The organism is Streptomyces sp. NPDC002324 (genome assembly GCF_053593335.1).
Genome location: NZ_JBSFCF010000018.1, coordinates 128,258 through 148,621, shown reverse-complemented (window position 1 = coordinate 148,621; position 20,364 = coordinate 128,258). Strand labels below are relative to the sequence as shown.

17 protein-coding genes are annotated in these 20,364 nt (G+C 71.5%); 12 read left to right on the top strand and 5 right to left on the bottom strand.

Annotated elements, in window-relative coordinates:
• Positions 1 to 80: 80 nt before the first annotated feature.
• The 5 genes from ACWCRJ_RS23765 to ACWCRJ_RS23745 all read left to right on the top strand — a co-directional run bounded on the left by ACWCRJ_RS23765 (position 81) and on the right by ACWCRJ_RS23745 (position 6,539).
• Complete coding sequence (locus ACWCRJ_RS23765) at positions 81 to 1,031, top strand: hypothetical protein (protein WP_450941152.1); 951 nt, start codon at positions 81 to 83, stop codon at positions 1,029 to 1,031.
• Positions 1,028 to 3,823, top strand: coding sequence for an ATP-binding protein (locus ACWCRJ_RS23760; protein ID WP_450941151.1), 2,796 nt, complete (start codon positions 1,028 to 1,030; stop codon positions 3,821 to 3,823). The genes ACWCRJ_RS23765 and ACWCRJ_RS23760 overlap by 4 nt, the downstream gene beginning before the upstream one ends.
• A 650-nt stretch (positions 3,824 to 4,473) precedes the next feature.
• The gene (locus ACWCRJ_RS23755) at positions 4,474 to 5,529 is read left to right on the top strand and encodes a C2 family cysteine protease (RefSeq protein ID WP_450941150.1); all 1,056 of its coding nucleotides are present in this window, start codon (positions 4,474 to 4,476) and stop codon (positions 5,527 to 5,529) included.
• A 4-nt stretch (positions 5,530 to 5,533) separates the two neighbouring features.
• On the top strand, positions 5,534 to 5,806 hold the full coding sequence (locus ACWCRJ_RS23750; RefSeq protein WP_450941149.1) for a DUF6406 domain-containing protein: 273 nt from the start codon (positions 5,534 to 5,536) through the stop codon (positions 5,804 to 5,806).
• 130 nt (positions 5,807 to 5,936) lie between these two features.
• Complete coding sequence (locus tag ACWCRJ_RS23745) at positions 5,937 to 6,539, top strand: flavodoxin family protein (protein WP_450941148.1); 603 nt, start codon at positions 5,937 to 5,939, stop codon at positions 6,537 to 6,539.
• 7 nt (positions 6,540 to 6,546) lie between these two features.
• Here ACWCRJ_RS23745 and ACWCRJ_RS23740 read toward each other — a convergent pair whose 3' ends face one another.
• From ACWCRJ_RS23740 to ACWCRJ_RS23725, 4 genes are all read right to left on the bottom strand, one after another.
• Positions 6,547 to 7,515, bottom strand: coding sequence for an ABC transporter permease (locus ACWCRJ_RS23740; RefSeq protein ID WP_450941147.1), 969 nt, complete (start codon positions 7,513 to 7,515; stop codon positions 6,547 to 6,549).
• Positions 7,502 to 8,479, bottom strand: a complete 978-nt coding sequence (locus tag ACWCRJ_RS23735; RefSeq protein WP_450941146.1) for an ABC transporter ATP-binding protein — start codon at positions 8,477 to 8,479, stop codon at positions 7,502 to 7,504. Before ACWCRJ_RS23735 ends, ACWCRJ_RS23740 begins: the two co-directional genes overlap by 14 nt.
• Positions 8,480 to 8,548: 69 nt before the next feature.
• The gene (locus tag ACWCRJ_RS23730) at positions 8,549 to 9,898 is read right to left on the bottom strand and encodes a LolA family protein (protein WP_450941145.1); all 1,350 of its coding nucleotides are present in this window, start codon (positions 9,896 to 9,898) and stop codon (positions 8,549 to 8,551) included.
• 666 nt (positions 9,899 to 10,564) lie between these two features.
• Positions 10,565 to 11,575: a polyprenyl synthetase family protein gene (locus tag ACWCRJ_RS23725; protein WP_046919435.1), complete on the bottom strand. Its 1,011-nt coding sequence runs from the start codon at positions 11,573 to 11,575 to the stop codon at positions 10,565 to 10,567.
• 968 nt (positions 11,576 to 12,543) lie between these two features.
• Here ACWCRJ_RS23725 and ACWCRJ_RS23720 point away from each other — a divergent pair.
• A complete protein-coding gene (locus ACWCRJ_RS23720; protein ID WP_450941144.1) occupies positions 12,544 to 13,287 on the top strand; it encodes a transglycosylase SLT domain-containing protein in 744 nt (247 codons plus the stop codon).
• A gap of 63 nt (positions 13,288 to 13,350) precedes the next feature.
• On the opposite strand, the gene ACWCRJ_RS23715 is transcribed toward ACWCRJ_RS23720, so the two are convergent.
• On the bottom strand, positions 13,351 to 14,157 hold the full coding sequence (locus ACWCRJ_RS23715) for an HAD family hydrolase (RefSeq protein WP_450941143.1): 807 nt from the start codon (positions 14,155 to 14,157) through the stop codon (positions 13,351 to 13,353).
• A 347-nt stretch (positions 14,158 to 14,504) separates the two neighbouring features.
• Here ACWCRJ_RS23715 and fahA point away from each other — a divergent pair, with 347 nt between their 5' ends.
• The 6 genes from fahA to ACWCRJ_RS23685 all read left to right on the top strand — a co-directional run bounded on the left by fahA (position 14,505) and on the right by ACWCRJ_RS23685 (position 20,364).
• The gene (fahA, locus tag ACWCRJ_RS23710) at positions 14,505 to 15,773 is read left to right on the top strand and encodes a fumarylacetoacetase (protein WP_450941142.1); all 1,269 of its coding nucleotides are present in this window, start codon (positions 14,505 to 14,507) and stop codon (positions 15,771 to 15,773) included.
• 397 nt (positions 15,774 to 16,170) lie between these two features.
• Positions 16,171 to 16,977, top strand: coding sequence for a GntR family transcriptional regulator (locus ACWCRJ_RS23705; RefSeq protein WP_450941141.1), 807 nt, complete (start codon positions 16,171 to 16,173; stop codon positions 16,975 to 16,977).
• A gap of 42 nt (positions 16,978 to 17,019) precedes the next feature.
• On the top strand, positions 17,020 to 17,247 hold the full coding sequence (locus tag ACWCRJ_RS23700; RefSeq protein ID WP_010986276.1) for a 4Fe-4S dicluster domain-containing protein: 228 nt from the start codon (positions 17,020 to 17,022) through the stop codon (positions 17,245 to 17,247).
• 27 nt (positions 17,248 to 17,274) lie between these two features.
• Entirely contained in the window at positions 17,275 to 18,627 is a 1,353-nt protein-coding gene (locus ACWCRJ_RS23695) for an ABC transporter substrate-binding protein (protein ID WP_450941140.1), read from the top strand.
• Entirely contained in the window at positions 18,624 to 19,556 is a 933-nt protein-coding gene (locus tag ACWCRJ_RS23690) for an ABC transporter permease (RefSeq protein ID WP_450941139.1), read from the top strand. The genes ACWCRJ_RS23695 and ACWCRJ_RS23690 overlap by 4 nt, the downstream gene beginning before the upstream one ends.
• On the top strand, positions 19,540 to 20,364 hold the full coding sequence (locus tag ACWCRJ_RS23685; protein WP_450941138.1) for an ABC transporter ATP-binding protein: 825 nt from the start codon (positions 19,540 to 19,542) through the stop codon (positions 20,362 to 20,364). Before ACWCRJ_RS23690 ends, ACWCRJ_RS23685 begins: the two co-directional genes overlap by 17 nt.

Here is a 20,364-nt window from a genome sequence, read left to right as displayed (position 1 = left end):
GGTGATCAATCGCCAGGGCTTACGGGCTACTTGTGTACGGGGAAACGTGCGCGCGGAGAACGTGGCACGGGGAAACGGGGATGATGGACACGACAGGGACGGGGAGCCCCGTCGACTGGGCGGCCTCCGGCGCGGTGGGCCCGAACGTGGCGTACCGCAATCAGACACTGCAGTACCGGGACGTCGAGCTGAGCTTCGACGAGTCCGTGGAGTTCAGGACCGTCAGACAGCTGTGGTTCCAGGCGGCCGTGGCGTCGTTCCTGGTCTTCTTCGTCGTCGGTCTGCTGCCGGCCCTCCTGACGGCCGACGTCGACGCCGTCGGCCCCGGTCTGATTCTCTCGGTCATCATCTTCTGGGTGGTCTTCCTGCTGGTCCGGCAGAACGAGCCGATCTCGGAGTGGAAGACACTCCTGGAGGACAAGGCCGCGGCCTCCTCCTCCGCGTACGCGACGATCTACGGCGCGCTGACCAGCCGCCGGATCCCCGTCACCGCCGTTCCCGCCCGGATCCGCAGCGACATCGCGCCGGAGGTCGTGCACAACCGACTGGTCGTCACCAGCGGCCGCTACGTGGCCTATGTGACCGTCTTCGCCTACGGCACCAGCCTCTACGTCGGCTGGACGATGTGGCGCAGCCGCTCCGGCGCCGTCGTGATCGGGCACTTCGTGAAGGATGTCGTCGCGTCGATGCTGAACCGCGCGGGCAGTCTCAACCAGATGCTGCGCACCGACCGGCCGCGCGCCATGCGGGAAGCAGTGCACTCGGCAGCCCGTGAAGGTGTGGAGATCGCGATCAAGGGCATCGAGGTGCCCCTGGCCTCGGCCTTCGGCCAGGAGCCCCCGGTCCGGTCGGCCTCGGCCCCGGCCGCCCCGCCCGGACCTCCTGCCCCGCCGGTGTACCCGGCGGGGCAGCCCACGCCCGGGTACCCGGCGGCGGGTCCGACGGGTCACATACCCATGGCACCGCCGGCACCGCCCGTCGCCCCGCACGCCCCCCTGGACGCGAACGGGCAGCACTGGAACGGGAGTTGAGCGCCACCGACCGGGCGGCGGCCGGCGTGCTGACCGTGTCCGACGGGACGACCGTTTGGGCCTGGACCGCGGTACGCGTCGATGCCGCGGCCGATCTCACCGAGACCCGGGAGTACGCGGATCTCGCGGAGGACGACCGCCGGATCAAGGCGGTCGCCGCCGAGACGGCCTGGCTGACCGGCCAGTGGGGCACGGCACACGGCGAGCGCGTCGAGTTGCGTTACCTCACCGATCCGGCGGAGCGGGGCATCACCTGCGCCCTGCTCGGCCGTGTGTCGGCGGCCACGCCCGACCGGGCGGAGGCGGCCGCGCTCGCACTGCGCACCCGGCTGGCCGCACTGCCCCGCCATGTGCTCGCGAGCCCGGTCGAGGACCCGGCCGAGGTGGCGCGACTGCTGACCCCGTTCACGCCCGAGCCCGTCGCGGGTGTGGCCGAGATCCGCAAGCGGTACCGCGCCGGGGTGCCCAACCGTCCCGACGCGGGAGTGCGCTACTACCTGTCTCCCCAGCCGTTCACCGCCTCGGCGCCGCCGTGGGACGCGCTGTGGCGGGCGCTGGCCGAGCACCCGTACCCGGTGATGCTCACGGTCGGCCTGGAACCGTACGTCGTACCGGACGACCTCGGACCGCTGCTGCACCGCGTCGCCACGCAGTACGGCCGGCTCGGCACCCAGGGCCAGGTGCCGGACGGCCTGTGGTCGCCGGGCACCCAGCTCGCCCCGGACGCCTTCGCCGTGGACGCCTCCCGGGTGTACGCCGACGCCGCGCGCCGCTACACGGGCCGCGCCTTCCGCATCCGGATCGCCCTGGCCTCGCCCGCGAGGCTTCCCGAGTCGCTGGCCGAGCTGACCGGCGCGACGGTGTCCCCGCAGGAACGGGCACGTGAGCAAGGAGTGCTCACGGAGACGTTCAGCGGGCCGGCGCACAGCGTGGCGTGGCCGGGCCCCGGTGAACTTCCGGCCGCCTGGCAGGGGTTGACCAGCCTGGAGCACGGACGCTGGGGCGGCGACCACTGGTGGCGGCTGCCCGAACCGCTCTCGCCGCAGTTGCGGCTCCTCGCGGAGCTGGTGGACGCCCGCGAAGCGGGAGCGGCGTTCCGGCTGCCACTGGCGGTGAACGGCCACATGACCGGTTTCCCGGTGCGGCGCCCCGGTCTCGCCGGTGAGACGGCGTACCGCGCGGACGGCCCCGCGATCACCTTGGGCCGCCAGCTCGTCCACGACACCCCGGCCGGGCCCCTGGGCATCGGACTGGACGACCTCACTCGCCACGCCCTGTTCGTCGGGACCACCGGTTCGGGCAAGACGAACACGACCCTGGCCTTCTGCGAGCAGCTGTGGCGCGACCACCGGGTTCCGTTCCTCGTCATCGAGCCGGTCAACTCCGAGCTGAACGACTACCGCTGGCTCGCCACACGTCCCGGGTTCGAGGACCTCGTGGTGCTCACCGTGGGGGACGAGACGACGGCTCCCCTGCGCCTGAACCCGTTCGAGGTTCCGGCCGGGGTGCGCATCAGCACCCATGTGGCCGGGCTGCTGGCCTGCTTCGACGCGGCGTTCGGCCTGTGGGACCCGCTGCCGAACATCTACAACCGGGCGCTGCGGGCCACGTACGCGCGCAAGGGCGTCGTACCGACGGACATCGCGGGCCCCGATCATGAGTGGCCCACGCTGCGTGACTTCATCGCCGAGATGCGCCGGGAGTGCGAGCGGCTGGACTACTCCGGCGAGATACGGGACAACATCGTGGCCGCGTCCCGGCTGCGGGCCGAGTCGCTGGCCGAGGGCGCCTGCGGCAGCACGCTGGACGTGACGCGCTCCTACCCGGTGGCGGAACTACTGCGCCGCCCGGTGGTTCTGGAGCTGGCGGCGATCGGCGACAACGAGAAGGAACAGTCGCTCGTGACCGCCCTGATCCTCCAGGCGATGACCGAGCACTACAAGGCGAACCGCCCCGGCGGCTCACTCTCCCACGTCACGGTGATCGAGGAGGCACACCGTCTGCTCGGGCGGCCCGTCGCCCAGTCCGGTGACGCGAAGGAGGGCAACGCCCAGGCGCGGGCGGCGCAGGCCTTCGCCAACACCCTCGCCGAGAACCGGAAGTACGGCGAGGGCGTGGTCATCGTCGAGCAGGTTCCCGGCAAGCTCGTGGAGGACGCGTACAAGAACACCAACCTCAAGGTCATGCACCGGCTGCCCGCCGTCGCCGATCGTGAGCTGATCGGCGGCACCATGCGCTTTTCCCCGGACCAGGAGCGCTACGCGGCCACCCTGGAGCCCTTTCACGCCTTCGCCCACCACGACCGCCTCGACCGCCCGGCTCTGATCACGGTGCCCGACGTCCGCGCGGCGGCGGCCCGGGAGGCGGGCGTGGACCGGGCCCCCTTGGCCACCTCCCCTCAACTGGCCTCCCGTTTCCGCGATTTCGCGGCCGAGGTGACGTCGGTGTCCGACGCCCTGACCCCCTTTCCCGAGTGCGACGGCTGTGCCCACCGCTGTGCGTTCCGCTCCCGCGCGAGTACTGCCGTCTGGCCCGAGAACGCGAAGGATCTCAGGGAGCGGGTCGCTCGGTACCCCAAGTCCAAGCCGGAGCAGTCGGCCTGGTGGGGCGACACGGCGGGCTGGGTCGCCGAGCTTGCGGACACGGTCCCCCTCCGGGACCCCGCCCCGGACGCCCTGCGCGACTACCGGGCCTGCGTCTTCATCCATCTGGCCCGCGCGGCCTGGCAGCGCAAGACCCTCCCGTGGGTCCGTCTCTACCGCGCCCACACCACCCCCGGACCCTCCGCATGAACGACCGGCCCTCGGAACAGCCACCACCCCCGGAGACAGCACCGGCCCCGACGGACGCGCCGGACCCGACGGGCGAATCGACAGAGGCTCCGGAGCCGGCGGAGCCCCCGCAGCCCCCGGACCCGCTGGAAGCACCGGGGCCGACGGCGGCCCAGGAGGACATGGAAGCCCCGGAACCCACGGAGGCGCCGACTCCGGCAGGGACACCTGCCCCTGCGGAGCAAGGGGCCCCCGACCCACCCGAGGCACCGGTGGAACCAAGCGATCCGACGGAGCCGGCCGGGCGGACGGAGCACCTGGAGCCGGCAGAACTCACCGCACCCATGGAGCCGCCAGAGCCCTCCGAGCCCGCGCAGCCGACAGAACTCACCGAACTCACGCAGCCTGCGGAGCCCGTGGCTCCCGTGGACGCATCTGACCCGGTGGAGCCCACGGACACGCCCCCACCGATCGAGGTCACGGAAGATTCCGGCGAAACCGTCGCCTCGGAGACCCCGGAGACCCCGGGGGCGGCCGTCCCCGGGGACGCCCCGGACCCTTCAGAGGCACCGGCCACCTCCGACGACATGGCGCCCGCCCCGCCGGAGGCACTCGCCCCCGCGACGACCGAGTCGGACTCGGCACCCGAACCGCATCCCGTCGACAGCGAGGTGCCGACGGAACCGGCAGTCGTCGAGCAGCCGGCCCGGACGGACACGACGCAGGCCGCCTTGTCGGAGGCCCCCGATCCCTTCGAGGCCGAGGAGCCGGACGACACGGCGGAGGGCGGCATCCTCGACTGGGCGCACGACGTGTTCTCGCACATGGGGAAACCGGCCGATGTACCGGTGCCGAAGGAAGCGACGATCGACAGACCGGACTTCAACAATGTGGACCTGCCGGGTATCGGGCCACTGATCGAGTACGGAACCCCTCTCGACCGCCCCGACGGCACACGCCTCCCCCTCTTCGACGGCCCACCGGCTCGGGAGCAGACGCAGCAGGGCATGCTCGACGACTGCGGGGTCATCGCGACCATGGGTGCGGTCGCCGGACACCGGCCCGAGTTGATCTCTCAGTGCGTTCGCGAGAACGACGACGGCACGTACGCGGTGACGCTCCACCAGACGAAGCATTCCTTCGATGGGGACTGGCGCCACTTTCATCCCACGGGTGCCGTCACGCACCTCACTGTCACGGCGGACCTCCCCGTCGAGGCCGGATTCCAGGAGCGCCCGGTGTACGCCACATCGGGCGGCAGCAATGTGGCTTGGCCCTCTGTCCTCGAGAAGGCGATCGCCGGGGTGGATCAGACATGGGACGACTCTCGGCCCAGATCGGATTCGGGGTACGCGAGGCTGGACCGGGGCAGCAATCCCAACGTTCGCGCCGAACTGCTCGCCCAGCTCACCGGCGATTCGGCCTACACCGAGGACTTCCCCACGAAGTACGACATGCAGGGCCGCAGCCCGGACCGCCAGCTGGTGGATACCTTTCGCGAGAAGCTCGCCGAAGGGCGTCCCATACTCGTGGGCACCAACGCGCCCAAGGACGACCCGTCGCCCCTGCCCCACAAGCTCTTCCCGAAGCACGCCTACGAAGTGACCAAGATGGATGACCGGGGTCTGGTGCATCTCCGGAACCCGCACAATCGCACGAACCCAGACCCGATGACCGTCAGCCAGTTCAAGCAACACTTCAAGAACCGCTACACGACAACGGAGTGACACAGTGATCGACCAACTCGCGCTGCGCAGCGGAGTTCCGCGCCAGACCGAGGACGCCTGGTTCGCCGTACGCCACCTGTACGCCCCCGTCGGCCGGCCCACGAGGGTCTACCTGATCGTCGCAACCGACGAGGAGCGGGAATTCGAGCTGGGCGTCGGCGACACGTTCCCCGTCCGGGACCAGACCTGGACCTTCGAGCGCATCGAGAAGCCGGCCACCGGCGACGACCAGTACGTGGTCCTGCGCAAGGTCGAGCCCGCGCCCACCGCGGACTGAGGGAATCGCCGTACGGCACGGCGGGCACTCCCCTAGGCCCCTCCTTGGCAAATTCATGCATGTGCATATATTGTCCATGCATGTAGTCACCGTGCGCCACCGGCCCACGCCACCGCCCCAGGGGGACCCCATGACCCGACGTTTCCTGTTCGTCCTCGGCAGCAGCCGGTCGGACGGCAACTCCGAGATGCTGGCCCGTGCGGCCGCCGAGCAGTTGCCGGACGGGGTCGAGCGGCGCTGGCTCGACCTCGCGGAGCACCCGCTGCCCGACTTCGAGGACCTGCGGCACGACAGCGACCACGTACGGCCGCGCGGGGACAACAGGGCGCTGCTGCTGGACGCCACGCTCGCGGCGACCGACCTCGTGATCGTGTCGCCGCTGTACTGGTACTCCGTGTCCGCCCAGGTCAAGCGATACCTCGACCACTGGTCGGGCTGGCTGCGCACCCCCGGGGTGGACTTCAAGGCGACGATGGCCGGCCGCACCCTCTGGGGCGTCACCGCACTCGCGCACGAAGAGGAGGAGGTCGCCGAGCCGCTCGTCGGTACGCTCAACAACTCCGCCGCGTACCTGGGCATGCGCTTCGGCGGGGTTTTGCTCGGCAACGGCAGCAAGCCCGGTGACGTGCTCCGGGACACGGCGGCCCTCTCCCGCGCGAAGACGTTCTTCACCGAGCCCGGCGAAGCGCCCCGCGCCCGCTTCCCCTACGACGCCGACGCCGAGGCCGCGTGAGCGGCGCCTACGCCGTGATGTCCTTCGCCGTGAACCTCGCCCACGCCGCCGACCCGAACACCGCCGCGTACACGGCCTGGAGGCCGAGGTTGCGCTGGAGGTCGTCCCAGTAGACCGGCTCGCGCATGAGGTCGGCGAAGGAGAGCCAGTAGTGGGAGAAGAAGTAGGGGTGGAGGGCGTCGAGCTGCGGGATCTGGTCGAGGATCTGGACGGTGATGAGCAGCCCGACCGTGGTGGCCATCGCGGCGATACCGCTGTTGGTGAGGGTGGAGACGAACAGGCCGAGGGCCGCGACCCCGATCAGTGAGGCGGCCACCGCGAGCGCGATCAGCAGTGCCCTCAGCAGTCCCTCGGCGAAGCCGATCCGCGTGCCGGAGATCGTCGTCAGGTCCCCCAGCGGGAACAGCAACGCCCCGACCGCCAACGCGGAGGCCGCCACGACGAGGGTCGCGACCAGGCAGAACGTCATGGTCGTCGCGTACTTGGTGAGCAGCAGCCGGGTCCGGCCCGCCGGTGAGACCAGCAGATAGCGCAGAGTGCCCGCGTTCGCCTCGCCCGCGATCGCGTCACCGGCGATCACGCCGACGGCCATCGGCAGGAAGAAGGGGAGCGTCGCGGCCAGCGCCGTGAACACCAGGAACAGCCCGTTGTTGGTGATCTGCGCGATGAACGCGGGCCCGCCGCCGCCGTCCGGGCCGCCTCCCGCCGACGACCCGTCACCCGTCTCGATCCGTACCGCGATGCCGACCAGGACCGGCACCGCCGCGAGCACACCCAGCAGCGCGATCGTCCGCCACCGCCGGAAGGTGGTGACCAACTCGCTGCGGAACAGCCCGAAGGTCCAGAGGAGGCCGGGCCTGCGGGCTGCGGCAGCAGCGGCCGTAGCAGAAGCAGTAGCAGTAGCAGTAGCAGTAGCAGTAGCAGTAGCAGTAGCAGTGACAGACGAAGCCGGTTCCGGCGTGTCAACCCGCGACATCGAAGCCCTCCCCCGTGAGCGCCACGAACGCGTCCTCCAGCGAGGCGCGTTCGAGGGCGAAGCCGCGGACACGGACGCCCGCGGTGACCAGTGCGGCGTTCAGTTCGGCGAGATCCCGGTCGGGGGGAGGCGGTTCCGCCGTCACCCTGCCTCCCTCGCCGGTCCGGTGCGCGGCGGCACCGTCCTCCTCCGTCACGACCACGTCCCCGATGCCCTGTTCCTTGAGCACCCTGACCGCGTCCGCCGTGTCGGGGGTGGTGACGACCAGACGGCCGCGCGCGCCGGCGGCCAGTTCGGCCACCGGGCCCTGGACGACGAGCCGGCCGCGGGTCATGACGGCGGCATGGGTGCACACCTGCTCGATCTCGTCGAGCAGATGCGAGGAGAGGAAGACGGTGGTGCCGTCGGACGCCAACTCCCTCACCAGCGAACGGATTTCGCGCATGCCCTGCGGGTCGAGGCCGTTCGTCGGCTCGTCCAGGACGAGCAGGCGGCGCGGCTGGAGCAGCGCCGCGGCGAGGCCCAGGCGCTGCTTCATGCCCAGCGAGTACGCCTTCGCCTTCTTGCCGGCGGCGGCCGCGAGCCCCACCCGGTCGAGCGCGGCCTCGACCCGGGTACGCCGGGTGCGCGGGTCGGCGGTCGGGTCGGCGGAGTCGTAGCGCAGCAGGTTGTCTCGGCCGGAGAGGAAGCCGTAGAGGGCGGGTCCCTCGATGAGCGCGCCCACGTGCGGGAGCACCGTCCGGGTGGAGCGGGGCATGGGCAGGCCGAGGACCCGGGCGGTGCCCGAGGTGGGCTCGATCAGGCCCATCAGCATGCGGATGGTGGTGGTCTTGCCCGAGCCGTTCGGGCCGAGGAAGCCGAAGACGCTGCCGCTGGGCACCGTCAGCTCCAGGTGGTCCACGGCCACCTGGCCGCCGCGGAAGGTCTTGGTCAGCCCCTGGGTGTGGATGGCTGCGTCGGTCATGGCTCCCCTCGGGTACGGCCGGTGGGGCGGGGCGACGGTCTCGCCGTCCCGCCCCACCGGCCGGCGTCGCTACTTCGCCGCGTCGGCCGCCTTCACCAGCGCGTCCTTGGTGACGGCACCCGCGTACACCTTGCCGTCCTCGGTGAACAGGACGTTGATCAGCCGGGTCTTGAAGACCGTACCCGTGCCGAACTCGCCCTTGACCGGGTCGCCGAGGGAGTTCAGGAAGCCGTCGACCCGGGCGTCGCCGGAGGAGTCGCCGCCGGTGGGCATGGAGCCGCCCTCGGCGCCGTCGTCGAACACGGCGATGGTGCTCCAGCCCTTGCCGATCGTCTTCGGCCCGTCGAGCCCGGAGTCCTGCGGGCCCTTGCGGTCCTTGCGGCTCTCGGTGTTCTTCCCGTCCTTGAACTCCCCGCCCTTGCCGGGCCCGCCGAACACGGAGTCGCCGAACCCGGACTCGTGGTCGCCCGACTTCCCGGCCCCGTCGGCCTCGTCCGCCTCGGTGACCTTCGCGCCCTTCGGCGGGGTGAAGTCGAACGTCGAGGCGCTCGGCTTGCCGAAGTCGACCTTCGTGAAGCCCGCGTCCACGACGGCCGAGCCGCCGCTCGCCGGGGTGAGCGTGAACTTCAGCGGCAGCCCCGTCTTCGCGTCGACGGCGATCGAGATCGCCCCGACCGTCGAACCGGACTGCTTCGGCTCGATCACCAGCTTGTACGCGTCCCGCCCGGCGACCCGCGCGGTCCCGTCGACGGTCACGGACGTGGTGTCGTCGACGGCCTTCAGGGCCTCCTCGGCGAGCTTCTGCGGGGTGGCGGGCGCGTCCTCGAACTCGTCGGGAGCGTCCTTGGGCCCCCGCTGGTCCTTGCCCTCGTCGACGCCGGTCGCGTGGTACACCTCGTTCGAGGCGCTGTCGTACGCCCACAGGTCGTCGCCGTTGTGGATGACGCTGTACTCGGCGGCGTCGTCCAGCAGCGAGAGCTTCTGCTTGTCGGGGCCGTCGGTGGCGACCCGCAACGTGTGGGTGCCGGTGGCGAGTTCGAGGAGCTTGGCGGAGGGGTCGGCGGCCGATCCGCCGTCACCCCCGGAGGGCCCCTGCGAGGCAAGGCCGCCCGCGAGACCGCCCAGGTCGGGCAGGCCCAGATCCGTGGTGATCTTCACCGTGCCGGACACCTGCTCCACGTCCGAGGCGGCGATCTTCTCGATGAGTTCCTGCGCGCTGATCTTCGGCAGATCGGGGTCACCGGAGCCGGCGAAGGCCGGGACGAGCCCGATGGTCGCGGCGGCGACGCCCAGCACGGTGACCGGGACGACGTACCGCGCGGCCTTGCGTCGCCGTGCCGAGCGCATCTCCTCGGCCTCGGCCGCGAGCGCGGCGGCGTCGCCGGACCTGGCGCTGTCGTCGGTTTCGTACGGTGCCATGTGTGCCTTACCTCCGTCGTCGGCGGCGGCGTCTCTCGGAGCCGCCATTCTCACCCGAATCGGTGAGGAGTGGTGATACCCATCTGACCAAATCGGCCGGAGAGAAGCGTCAGACTCCGGGCTCAACTCGACGTACTGCTACGGGATGACACAACGAGGCGGAGCGTCCACCCAACCCGTAGGGGTCGTCGGGGAGAGCCGCAGCCGTCGGTACGAGTCCGGAGTACCCCACCGGTGTTCGCCGACGCCACCCGGACCGCGCGGGCCCGGTTCCCGGCAGCCGCCGCGCCGCACCGCGAGACGGGATCCGGCCTCGACCGTCCTCCCGGCAGGCACTCGGGGCCACAGAGCAGCGGCTCGCCCGTAGACGCGGGCGAGCCGGGAGGGCGACCACGGCCGACCGGTGCAGCCCCGGCGGCTGCCGGCAGCCGACCGCCGCCCCTCGCCCCCCGGCACCCGGCACCCGGCACCCGGCACCCGGCACCCGGCACCCGAAGGAGGCTGACCAGCGCGAACCCGGACGCGGTGGAAGCCCACCGCCGCGAACCCAGGACCCGACCGAAGCCCACCGCCGCCAGCCCCGGCCCCGACGGAAGCCCACCGCCGCGAGCCGGAAACCCGGCGGAAGCCTGCCGCCACAGCCCCACCACTCGGCGGCGACCGCGACTACCCGGCCCGGTGCACCACCGCGTCGCACAGTTCCACCAGGGCCGCCTTCGCGTCGCACTCCGGGAGGGGGGCCAGAGCCGCTCGCGCCTCCTCGGCGTAGCGGATCGTGTCGCGGCGGGCCTGTTCCAGGGCGGGGTGGACGCGGAGGCGGGCCAGGGCCTCGGCGTGGCGGGCGTCGTCGGTGAGGTCGGAGTCGAGCAGTTCGCACAGGGCGATGTCGTCCGGCAGCCCCAGCCGCCCCGCCCGCTCGCGCAGCCGCAGCACCGGCATCGTCGGCACATGCTCACGGAGGTCCGTGCCGGGCGTCTTGCCGGACTCGTGCGAGTCGGAGGCGATGTCGAGGACGTCGTCGGCGAGCTGGAAGGCCACCCCGAGCCGCTCCCCGTACTGGGTCAGCACGTCGACCACGGTCTCGTCGGCGCCCGCCATCAGCGCGCCGAGCCGCCCGGCGACGGCGACCAGCGATCCGGTCTTGCCGCCCAACACGTCGAGGTAGTGGTCGATCGGGTCACGTCCGTCGCGCGGCCCGGCGGTCTCCAGGATCTGCCCGGTGACCAGCCGCTCGAAGGCCTCGGCCTGGATGCGGACGGCGTCGGGACCGAGGTCGGCGAGGACGTGCGAGGCACGGGCGAAGAGGAAGTCGCCGGTCAGCACGGCCAGGGAGTTGTCCCAGCGGGCGTTGGCGCTCGGCACGCCCCGGCGCACCTCGGCCTCGTCCATCACGTCGTCGTGGTACAGCGTGGCGAGATGCGTCAGCTCGACCACCACCGCCGAGGGCACGACACCCGGCGCGTAGGGGTCGCCGAACTGCGCCGCGAGCATCACCAGCAGCGGCCTGAACCGCTTGCCGCCCGCGCGCAGCAGATGCTGGGCGGCCTCCTGGATGAACGGGACCTCGCTCTTGGTCGCCTCCAGCAGACCCTCCTCGACGGCCGCCATTCCGGCCTGGACATCGGCTTCGAGAGCCTGGTCCCGCGCGCTCAGCCCAAACGGCTCGACGACGGTCACGAGGGTTCTCCTGTCTGCTGACGTCTGATGACGGTCACACGGTCGGTCTAGGTCGCTCTCACGGTCGATGACAAAGTTTGTCGATCTGTCGCTGTCATCACCCGAGTCAGCGTATCCGGTCACCTTTCGATCACCGCGAGCGCCCACGGCTTCGTCTCCAGTGGTATGGGACCGCACCTCCCCCATTCTTGATCAACCGATCCACGCCGATATCCATCGACGCGCGTGCCGCACCCGTCCGCGCCCGGCCCGTACGCCTGCCCGCGGGCCCGCACGCCCGCCCGCACACCCGCCCACGGGCCCGCACACACGCCCGCTCGCGACGGGTACCCACCCTTCCCCGCGACGACGCATGGACGGCCCCCGGCCCCCGGCACGACCTCCGACGCGATCCCCGTCCGCCCGGCTCCCCGCTCGGACGCCCGTCGATTTCGTACCAAATACACCCCCTTCCCTCAGCCCGAGTTGACCGATTTGCGCCTTACCCTTCATTTCATCCGACTTCTCCCGTGAGTTGAGTCACCAGCCTCCCCCTGCCTCCCGTGCGGCACCCACGTCCCACGTCGTCGATTTTCCCTTTGCGGTAGGCAAGTTGAGCCATGTACGAGGTATCTGATCTTGGGTCGAATCACAGCAAACTCAAGGTCAACTGGACCAAAGCGCCAAACCGGGACTTGTTCCGGTCGTGTGCTCTCGCATACGTTCACACCCCGTCCGGACGGACCGCCGAATCCTGCCGCCGCCCCGGACTCCCCACCCATCACCACTCATCCACGCACGGCAGGAGCGGGGGACCCAGGTAAGCCGTCGGTCCGAAGACCCTCTTCGGACCGACTACGGGGTGAAGCCACGCGCAGTACGCCCAGCGGACGCGGCACGCACAGCGACCGCCGGGACGACGCGCACGGCCGGGCATCTCCAGCCCGAACCCGACAGCTCACCTCGCAGGCGACGGAGAGGAATTCACCATGCCCGCACACGGCAAACACCGTCGTCCCCGAAGCAACGCGCTGACCCGTGGCATCGTCGCCGCCGGCACCGGAGGGGCCGCACTGGCCCTCCCGCTCACGGTCGCCACGACCGCGAACGCCGCCACCCCGGCCCAGGCCGCCACCTCCGTACAGTCGGCCCCGCAGTCCGCGCCCGCAGCGACGCTGCCCAAGCCCACGACGTACAAGGTGGTCTCCGGCGACACGCTGTCCTCCATAGCGCGCAAGCACCACATCAAGGGCGGCTGGCAGCAGCTCTACAAGAACAACCGCGCGGCCATCGGTGACAACCCGGCGCTGATCCGGCCGGGCCTGAAGCTGAAGCTGAACGCGACCAAGCCGGCCACGGCCCAGAAGTCGTCGACGGCGCCCAAGGCCACGCAGGCGTCGGTGAAGACCTACGCGAACAACCTGGACGGCTGGATCCGCGAGTCGCTGGACATCATGGCGCAAAAGGGAATTCCCGGGACGTACAACGGGATCTACCGCAACATCATCCGTGAATCCTCGGGCAACCCGCTGGCCATCAACAACTGGGACTCCAACGCCGCCGCGGGCACCCCCTCGAAGGGTCTCCTCCAGGTCATCGACCCGACGTTCGCCGCGTACCACGTCTCCGGCACCCCGTACGACCCGTACGACCCGGTCGCGAACATCACGGCGGCGTGCAACTACGCCGCCGACCGGTACGGCTCGATCGACAACGTCTTCGGCGCGTACTGAGCCCTGCGGCTCCCCCTTCTTCATCTGTTCCCCTGGGCCGGCGGGCCCAGGGGAACAGCCCGTTCACGGGAAGATCTTCTCCAGCACCACGGCGATGCCGTCGTCCTCGTTGGAGAGGGTCACCTCGTCGGCGACGGCCTTGAGTTCGGGGTGGGCGTTGGCCATGGCGACCCCGTGCGCGGCCCAGTCGAACATCGGGATGTCGTTGGGCATGTCACCGAAGGCGATGGTCCGCCGCGAGGTCAGCCCGAGATGGTCGGCGGCCAGGGCGAGGCCCGTCGCCTTGGTGATGCCGCATGGCTGGAGTTCGACGGTGCCGGGCCCCGACATGGTGACCGTGGCCAGCGAGCCGACCGCCATGCGCGCCGCCGAGGCCAGCTCGTCGTCCGACAGGTAGGGGTGGCGCAGCAGCACCTTGCTGATCGGCTCGCACCACAGGTCGTCCCGGCGTGGCACCTGTACCGCGGGCAGTGTGGGGTGCGGCATGAGGTAGCCGGGCTCGATCAGGGTGAGACCGTCGACCCCGTCCTGGTCGACGGCGGCGTACACCTGTCCCACCTCGGCCTCGATCTTGCCGAGCGCGGTCTCGGCGAGTTCCCGGTCCAGGGTGACGGACCACAGCAGCCGGTCCGCGCCGTGGTCGTACAACTGCGCGCCCTGTCCGCACACCGCGAGCCCTCCGCCGCCGAGGTCCTCCAGCAGTGGGCGCACTCTGGGCGCCGGCCGTCCCGTCACCACGAGGTGCTGAGCACCGGCCCTCGTGGCCCGCGCCAGCGCGGCGAGGGACCGGTCGGAGAGCGTGTCGTCACTGCGCAGGAGCGTTCCGTCCAGGTCAGTGGCGATGAGTGAATATGCGGTGGGAGCGGCCATGATCAGAGAATACGGATGCCACGCCCCATCGGTTCGACGCTAACCGGACGACGTCCGGCATCCCGACCGCCATGACGACCCCGTACGTCAACCCCCTTTGCCCGAACGGCAGTTCAGCGAGCCGTCGGCGTAAGTGCGCACGCACAGGACGCACACACGGCGCGGGCACACAGGGCGGGCACACAGCGCGTGCGCGACGCGCGCACGATCGCGTGCACGCCCCCTGCCCGGACCTTGCGTACCCGGACATTGCGAACTCTTCAGACACTCCCCGATCTTCGCACCGCCCCGTAACGTGTGCCGCGACCAGAGGAACGACGGAAAGCACGAGAGCGAGGCAGCACCTGATGCCCCACGTCGATGTCCCCGAAGGCGATCCGTTCGACATCCCCGAGGGTCACCCCTTCGGCATCCCCGAGGGTCACCCCTTCGGGTCGCACAACCTCCCCTACGGGGTCTTCTCCCCCGCCGGCTCCGACGCCCGTACGGTCGGGGTCCGTCTCGGCGACCACGTCCTCGACGCCGCGGCCGCGGCCCACGCCCTCGGCTCCCCGTACACCGCGCTCCTCGCCCATCCCACGCTGAACCCCCTGCTCGCCGCGGGACGTACCGCCTGGTCGGACCTCCGGCGGGCCCTGACCGCGTGGCTCACCGTGCCCTCGCACCGGGAGACCATCGCGCCGCACTTCCACGCGCTGTCCGAGGTGCGCCTGCATCTGCCGTTCGAGGTGGCCGACTACGTCGACTTCTACGCCTCCGAGAACCACGCGCGGAACGTGGGCCGCATCTTCCGGCCCGACTCCCCGGACCCGCTGACCCCCAACTGGAAGCATCTGCCGATCGGCTACCACGGCCGGTCCGGCACGGTCGTGGTCTCCGGCACGGAGGTGGTACGGCCGTCCGGGCAGCGCAAGGCGCCCGCCGATCCGGCGCCCGTGTTCGGCCCGTCCGTGCGGCTGGACATCGAGGCGGAGGTCGGGTTCGTGGTGGGCGTGCCCTCGGACAGGGGGCGGCCGGTGGGACTGCGGGACTACCGCGACCACGTCTTCGGGCTCTGTCTGCTCAACGACTGGTCCGCGCGCGATCTGCAGGCCTGGGAGTACGTTCCGCTCGGCCCGTTCCTCGGGAAGTCCTTCGCGACGTCGGTCTCGGCGTGGATCACTCCGCTGGAAGCCCTGGACGAGGCACGGGTGGCGCCGCCGGAGCGCACGCACCCGCTCCTCCCCTATCTGGACGACTCCGGGCCGGACGTCGACCTCGGGGGGTACGACCTGCGGATCAGCGTCGCCGTCAACGGACACGTCGTCTCGGAGCCGCCCTTCTCCACGATGTACTGGACCGCCGCCCAGCAACTGGCCCACATGACCGTCAACGGGGCGTCCCTGCGCACGGGCGACCTCTACGGCTCCGGCACGGTCAGCGGGGCCGAGGCGGGCGAGCGGGGCTCCCTGCTGGAACTCACCTGGAACGGGCGGGACGCCCTCGACCTCCCCGACGGCAAGCGCACGTTCCTGGAGGACGGCGACGAGGTGACCCTCACGGCCTGGGCGCCGGGGCCGGGCGGGGCGAAGGTGGGGCTGGGCGAGGTGAGGGGGCGGGTCCGGGCCCGGGACTAGGGGGTGCCTCCGGCGGCGGGGCGGCGTGGGTGCGCTCGGGGGCTTCGGGGGCCGGCGACTTGGGTGGCTGCGGGCGCGTCCTCGCCGTAGGGGTGGGTGCTTCGTCGGCGGGGTCACGTCCCTCGTGGTTGCTCGCGCAGTTCCCCGCGCACCTATGGGCGCGGCCCGTGCCCGCCGGCACGCGCAGAGGCGGACGGGCGGAGCCGGGAGGGCGGAGGGCTGAGGAGAGGGCGAATCCCAGCCATTGACCCTCGTATCCCACCCACTGGACAACCCGGTGGCAGATCTTCGTCACACCGCCGCAAAACCCCAGCTCAGAACCGGCAGGTTCGGGCGGCAACATGGCGCAATACTCCGGCAACATTTCCTTCCCCACCATTTCGGTATGGTTCGAAACATGCCACCCACCGACCGCGTCCGAGAGCACGCCGGCCAGGGCGCGACCACCGTCGCCGCCCACCGCGCGCGGCGTCGGCTGCGTGCGGACCAGGCGCGGCAGCTCGCCGACCTCCTCCGTCGCCAACTCCTCACCGGCGGCTTCGAGAACGGCACCCTCCCCCACGAGTCCACCCTCGCCACCGACTACCGCGCGACCCGCAACACGGTCCGCGAGGCCCTGGACCTCCTGCGCGCCGAGGGCCTCGTGGAACGGTTCCCCGGCGTGGGCACCGTCGTCGTGGCCCAGAAGTACCCCCACGGCCTCGACCATCTGCAGGGCCTCGCGGAAACCCTCCGCGAACACGGCACGGTCACCAACGAGGTCCGCACCATGGGCCCCGCCCCGGCCCCGGCCCCCGTGGCCGACCGCCTCCACCTCCCACCCGGCACCGACGTCCTCTACATCGAACGCCTGCGCCGGCTGAACGGCCTCCCCCTCTCCCTCGACCTCACCTACATCCCCCTCGCCCTCGGCTCCCTCGACCTCGGCACGGCACTCCTCGGCGCCGACCTGGAGAACACCGACGTCTTCCGCCTCCTGGAGACGATCACCGGCCGGCGCCTCGGCCACGCCGAGATCACCCTGGAGGCGGTGAACGCGGACACCCACTCCGCCGCCGTACTCGAAGCCCCGCGCGGCTCGGCCGTCCTGATGCTGGAACGGCTCACCCACCTCGCCGACGGCCGGCCCGTCGACCTGGAGTTCATCCGCTTCCGGGGCGACCGCATCTCGATGAGCGGTCTGCTGCACCGCTCCCTGTACTAACCCCCGCAACAGCCCCTGTTCCGCCCCTCCCTGGAGACAGCCATGCCTTTGGCGCCCCAGCGGGCCGACGTGCCCGTGACCATCGACGAGTCGAAGTGCATCGACGGCTGCACCCTCTGTGTGGACATGTGCCCGCTGGACTCCCTGGCCATCGACGAGAGCAACGGCAAGGCCTACATGCACGTCGACGAGTGCTGGTACTGCGGCCCGTGCGCGGCCCGCTGTCCCACCGGCGCCGTCACGGTCAACATGCCCTACCTGCTCCGCTGAACGCTCCGGTGAGAGGCCCGAACACCCATGAAGACCAAAGCAGTCACCCTGGCCACAGCCCTCCTGCTGCCCCTGACCCTGACCGCCTGCGGCAACGGCAGTGACACCGCGGCGGACGGCGGGACGGTCACCGTCACCGTCGGCTACCAGTCCAAGACCATCAACACCGTCACCGCCGGCACCCTCCTGCGCTCCCTCGGCTACTTCGAGGACGAGCTGAACGCGCTGGGCGGGAAGACCACGTACAAGGTCGACTGGCAGGACTACGCCACCGGCGCCCCCATCACCGCCCAGATGACCGCCGGGAAGATCGACATCGGCTCGATGGGCGACTTCCCGCTGCTGCTCAACGCGGCCCGCGGCAAGCAGCTCGGCAAGCCCACCCGGCTCGTCGCGGCCACCGGCTACAACCTCCGGGGCGGTCTCAACACCATCGTCACCACGCCGGACTCGAAACTGAGCACGCTCAAGGACCTGAAGGGCAAGAAGGTCTCCACGAGCATCGGGTCGGCGGCCGACGGCACCCTCGTACGGGCGCTGAACGACGCCGGCCTCGACGCCGACAAGGACATCGAGAAGCTCAACCAGCAGCCGGCCGTCGGCGCCTCCGCCCTCTCCGCCGGCAGCACCGACGCCCTGTCGCAGTTCGTGGCCTGGCCGGGGCTGCTCACCTACCAGGGCAAGGCGAAGGCCCTGTACGACGGGGCCCAGCTGGACCTGCCGACCTTCCACGGCGTGACGGCCCGCGAGGACTTCGCGAAGCAGCGGCCGGCCGTCCTGGAGGCCTTCCTCAAGGCCCAGGCCAAGGCCACGGACTACCTGAACGAGCACCCGGTCGAGGCCGCCGAGAAGGTCGCCGACGCCACGGGACTGCCCGCCGAGGTCGTCTACCTCTACAACGGCGCCCACGGCATCGCGACCTTCGACCCCGCGCTGAAGCCCGCGCTGATCGCCGCACTGAAGAAGGACGTGCCGATCCTCAAGGCCGCGAAGCTGACGGGCGACGTGGACGTGGACGCGTTCGTCGACGACCGGTACGTCCGCAAAGCGCTCGGCTCCGCCGCGTACGACAAGCGGCTCGCGGCGGAGCCCGCCCCGGCCGCGGCCGAGGTCTGGCCCAAGAACGCCACCGAGACCCGCTCCTTCAAGACGGCCGCCGAACTCCTCGCCTACGTGGCCGGACACAAGGACGGCATCCGCGCCGCGTACGTCCCGGACGCCACCACCGGCACCCAGTGGTTCGCCGACAAGGCGGTGTGGGTGGCCGACGGCGACCGGCTCCTGCCCTTCGTCGCCCCGGCCACGGCGAAGGCGTACGTCGCCGGACACGACGGCGCCGAGATCGTCACCTACGCCGCCGCCCTGGAGCGGGCCTCGTGAGCCGCCCCGCGAAAACCGGCGCCCGGCGCGTACGGAGCCCCGGCTCACGGCCCGCCGCCCGCTACGCCCTGCGCGCGCTGTCCCTGGTCGCCGCCCTCGGTCTCTGGCAGCTGCTGACCAGCCTGGACGTCGACGTGTGGCTGCGCTTCTCGCAGTTCCCCACGGTCACCGACGTGGCGCACGCCTTCGCGGACCGGGTGACCGGGCCGGACTACTGGACCGACCTGACCGACAGCCTCACCCGCATCCTCACCGGCTTCCTGCTGGCGGCGGTGCTGGGTGTGGCGGTGGGCACCCTCGTCGCCCGGTCCCGTCTCGCCGAGGACCTGCTGGGGCCGGTCCTGGAGGTGATCCGCCCGATCCCGGCGATCGCCCTCGTCCCGGTGGCGATCCTGCTGTTCCCCTCCAACGAGCAGGGCATCGTCTTCATCACCTTCACCGCCGCGTTCTTCCCGGTCCTGGTCTCCACCCGGCACGCCGTACGGGCGCTGACCCCGGTGTGGGAGGAGGCCGTCCGCACGATGGGCGGCGGCCGGTGGCGGGTCCTCGCCTCGGTCGTCCTGCCGGGCGCGCTGCCGGGCATCTTCGGCGGCCTGTCGGTCGGCATCGGGGTGTCCTGGATCTGTGTGATCTCCGCCGAGATGATCTCCGGGCAGTACGGCGTCGGCTACCGCACCTGGCAGGACTACACGGTCGTCAACTACCCCGGCGTCTTCGTCGGCATGGCCACGATCGGGGTGCTGGGCTGGCTGACGTCGACCGCCGTGGAGCTGGTCGGCCGGCGGCTGACGCACTGGCTGCCCCGTACGTCGTCGGCCCCCGCCGCCCGCCCCCGAGTGCCGCGAACCGCCGCACCGGGGGCCGTCCCCGCGACCCCCGTCCCCACCACGGCCGAGCCCGAGGAGGCACGTGATGAGCACCTCGTCTGAGACCCGGGCCCAGGTCCGTACCCAGGCAACGGCGCCGACGCCGGCCGTCGAGGAGAAGCGGACGCCCGCCCCCGGGCGCGGCACCCGCCTCGCCCTCCATGACGCCGACCTGGGCCGCCCCGACGCCGTCGCCCTGGCGGATGTCGGCCTGGACATCGCTCCCGGCGAGATCCTCACCGTCGTCGGACCGTCCGGCTGCGGCAAGTCGACCCTCCTGCGCACCCTGGCGGGCCTGCTGCCGCCGCTCGCCGGAGAGATCACCCAGGACGGCACCCCGCTGACCGGCCCCTCCGCCGAACGCGCCCTCGTCTTCCAGGAGGACGCCCTCCTGCCCTGGCGCACCCTGCGCGCCAACGTCGAACTCCCCCTCGCCATCCGTGGCCTGCCCCGCGCCGAACGCCGCACCCAGGCCGAGGCGTGGCTGGCGCGGGTCGGGCTCGCCGAGTACGCCCGGCAGCTGCCGCACCGCGTCTCCGGCGGACAGCGCCAGCGCGCACAGCTGGCCCGCGCCCTCGCCGGGCGCCCCCGCGCCGTCCTGATGGACGAGCCGTTCGGCGCGCTCGACGCCCAGACCCGCGCCGGGATGCAGGACCTGCTGGTGGAGGTGTTGCGGGGCACGGGCGCCACGGTCGTCTTCGTCACCCACGACGTGGACGAGGCCCTGTTCCTCGGCGACCGCCTGGCCCTCCTCGGCTCCGGCCGGCTGACCGCCGTACGGGACGTCCCGCGCCCCCGCGACCGTACGGCCCACGACGACCCGGCACGCGCGGCCCTGCGCCGCGACGTCCTGACCTCGCTCAGCGACTGA

Bases quoted from the DNA above. Each gene is read 5' to 3' on its own strand.
- ACWCRJ_RS23765 (WP_450941152.1), top strand. From the start codon at position 81: ATGATGGACACGACAGGGACGGGGAGCCCCGTCGACTGGGCGGCCTCC.
- ACWCRJ_RS23745 (WP_450941148.1), top strand. From the start codon at position 5,937: ATGACCCGACGTTTCCTGTTCGTCCTCGGCAGCAGCCGGTCGGACGGC.
- ACWCRJ_RS23740 (WP_450941147.1), bottom strand. From the start codon at position 7,515: ATGTCGCGGGTTGACACGCCGGAACCGGCTTCGTCTGTCACTGCTACT.
- ACWCRJ_RS23735 (WP_450941146.1), bottom strand. From the start codon at position 8,479: ATGACCGACGCAGCCATCCACACCCAGGGGCTGACCAAGACCTTCCGC.
- ACWCRJ_RS23730 (WP_450941145.1), bottom strand. From the start codon at position 9,898: ATGGCACCGTACGAAACCGACGACAGCGCCAGGTCCGGCGACGCCGCC.
- ACWCRJ_RS23720 (WP_450941144.1), top strand. From the start codon at position 12,544: ATGCCCGCACACGGCAAACACCGTCGTCCCCGAAGCAACGCGCTGACC.
- ACWCRJ_RS23715 (WP_450941143.1), bottom strand. From the start codon at position 14,157: ATGGCCGCTCCCACCGCATATTCACTCATCGCCACTGACCTGGACGGA.
- fahA (WP_450941142.1), top strand. From the start codon at position 14,505: ATGCCCCACGTCGATGTCCCCGAAGGCGATCCGTTCGACATCCCCGAG.
- ACWCRJ_RS23705 (WP_450941141.1), top strand. From the start codon at position 16,171: ATGCCACCCACCGACCGCGTCCGAGAGCACGCCGGCCAGGGCGCGACC.
- ACWCRJ_RS23700 (WP_010986276.1), top strand. From the start codon at position 17,020: ATGCCTTTGGCGCCCCAGCGGGCCGACGTGCCCGTGACCATCGACGAG.
- ACWCRJ_RS23695 (WP_450941140.1), top strand. From the start codon at position 17,275: ATGAAGACCAAAGCAGTCACCCTGGCCACAGCCCTCCTGCTGCCCCTG.
- ACWCRJ_RS23685 (WP_450941138.1), top strand. From the start codon at position 19,540: ATGAGCACCTCGTCTGAGACCCGGGCCCAGGTCCGTACCCAGGCAACG.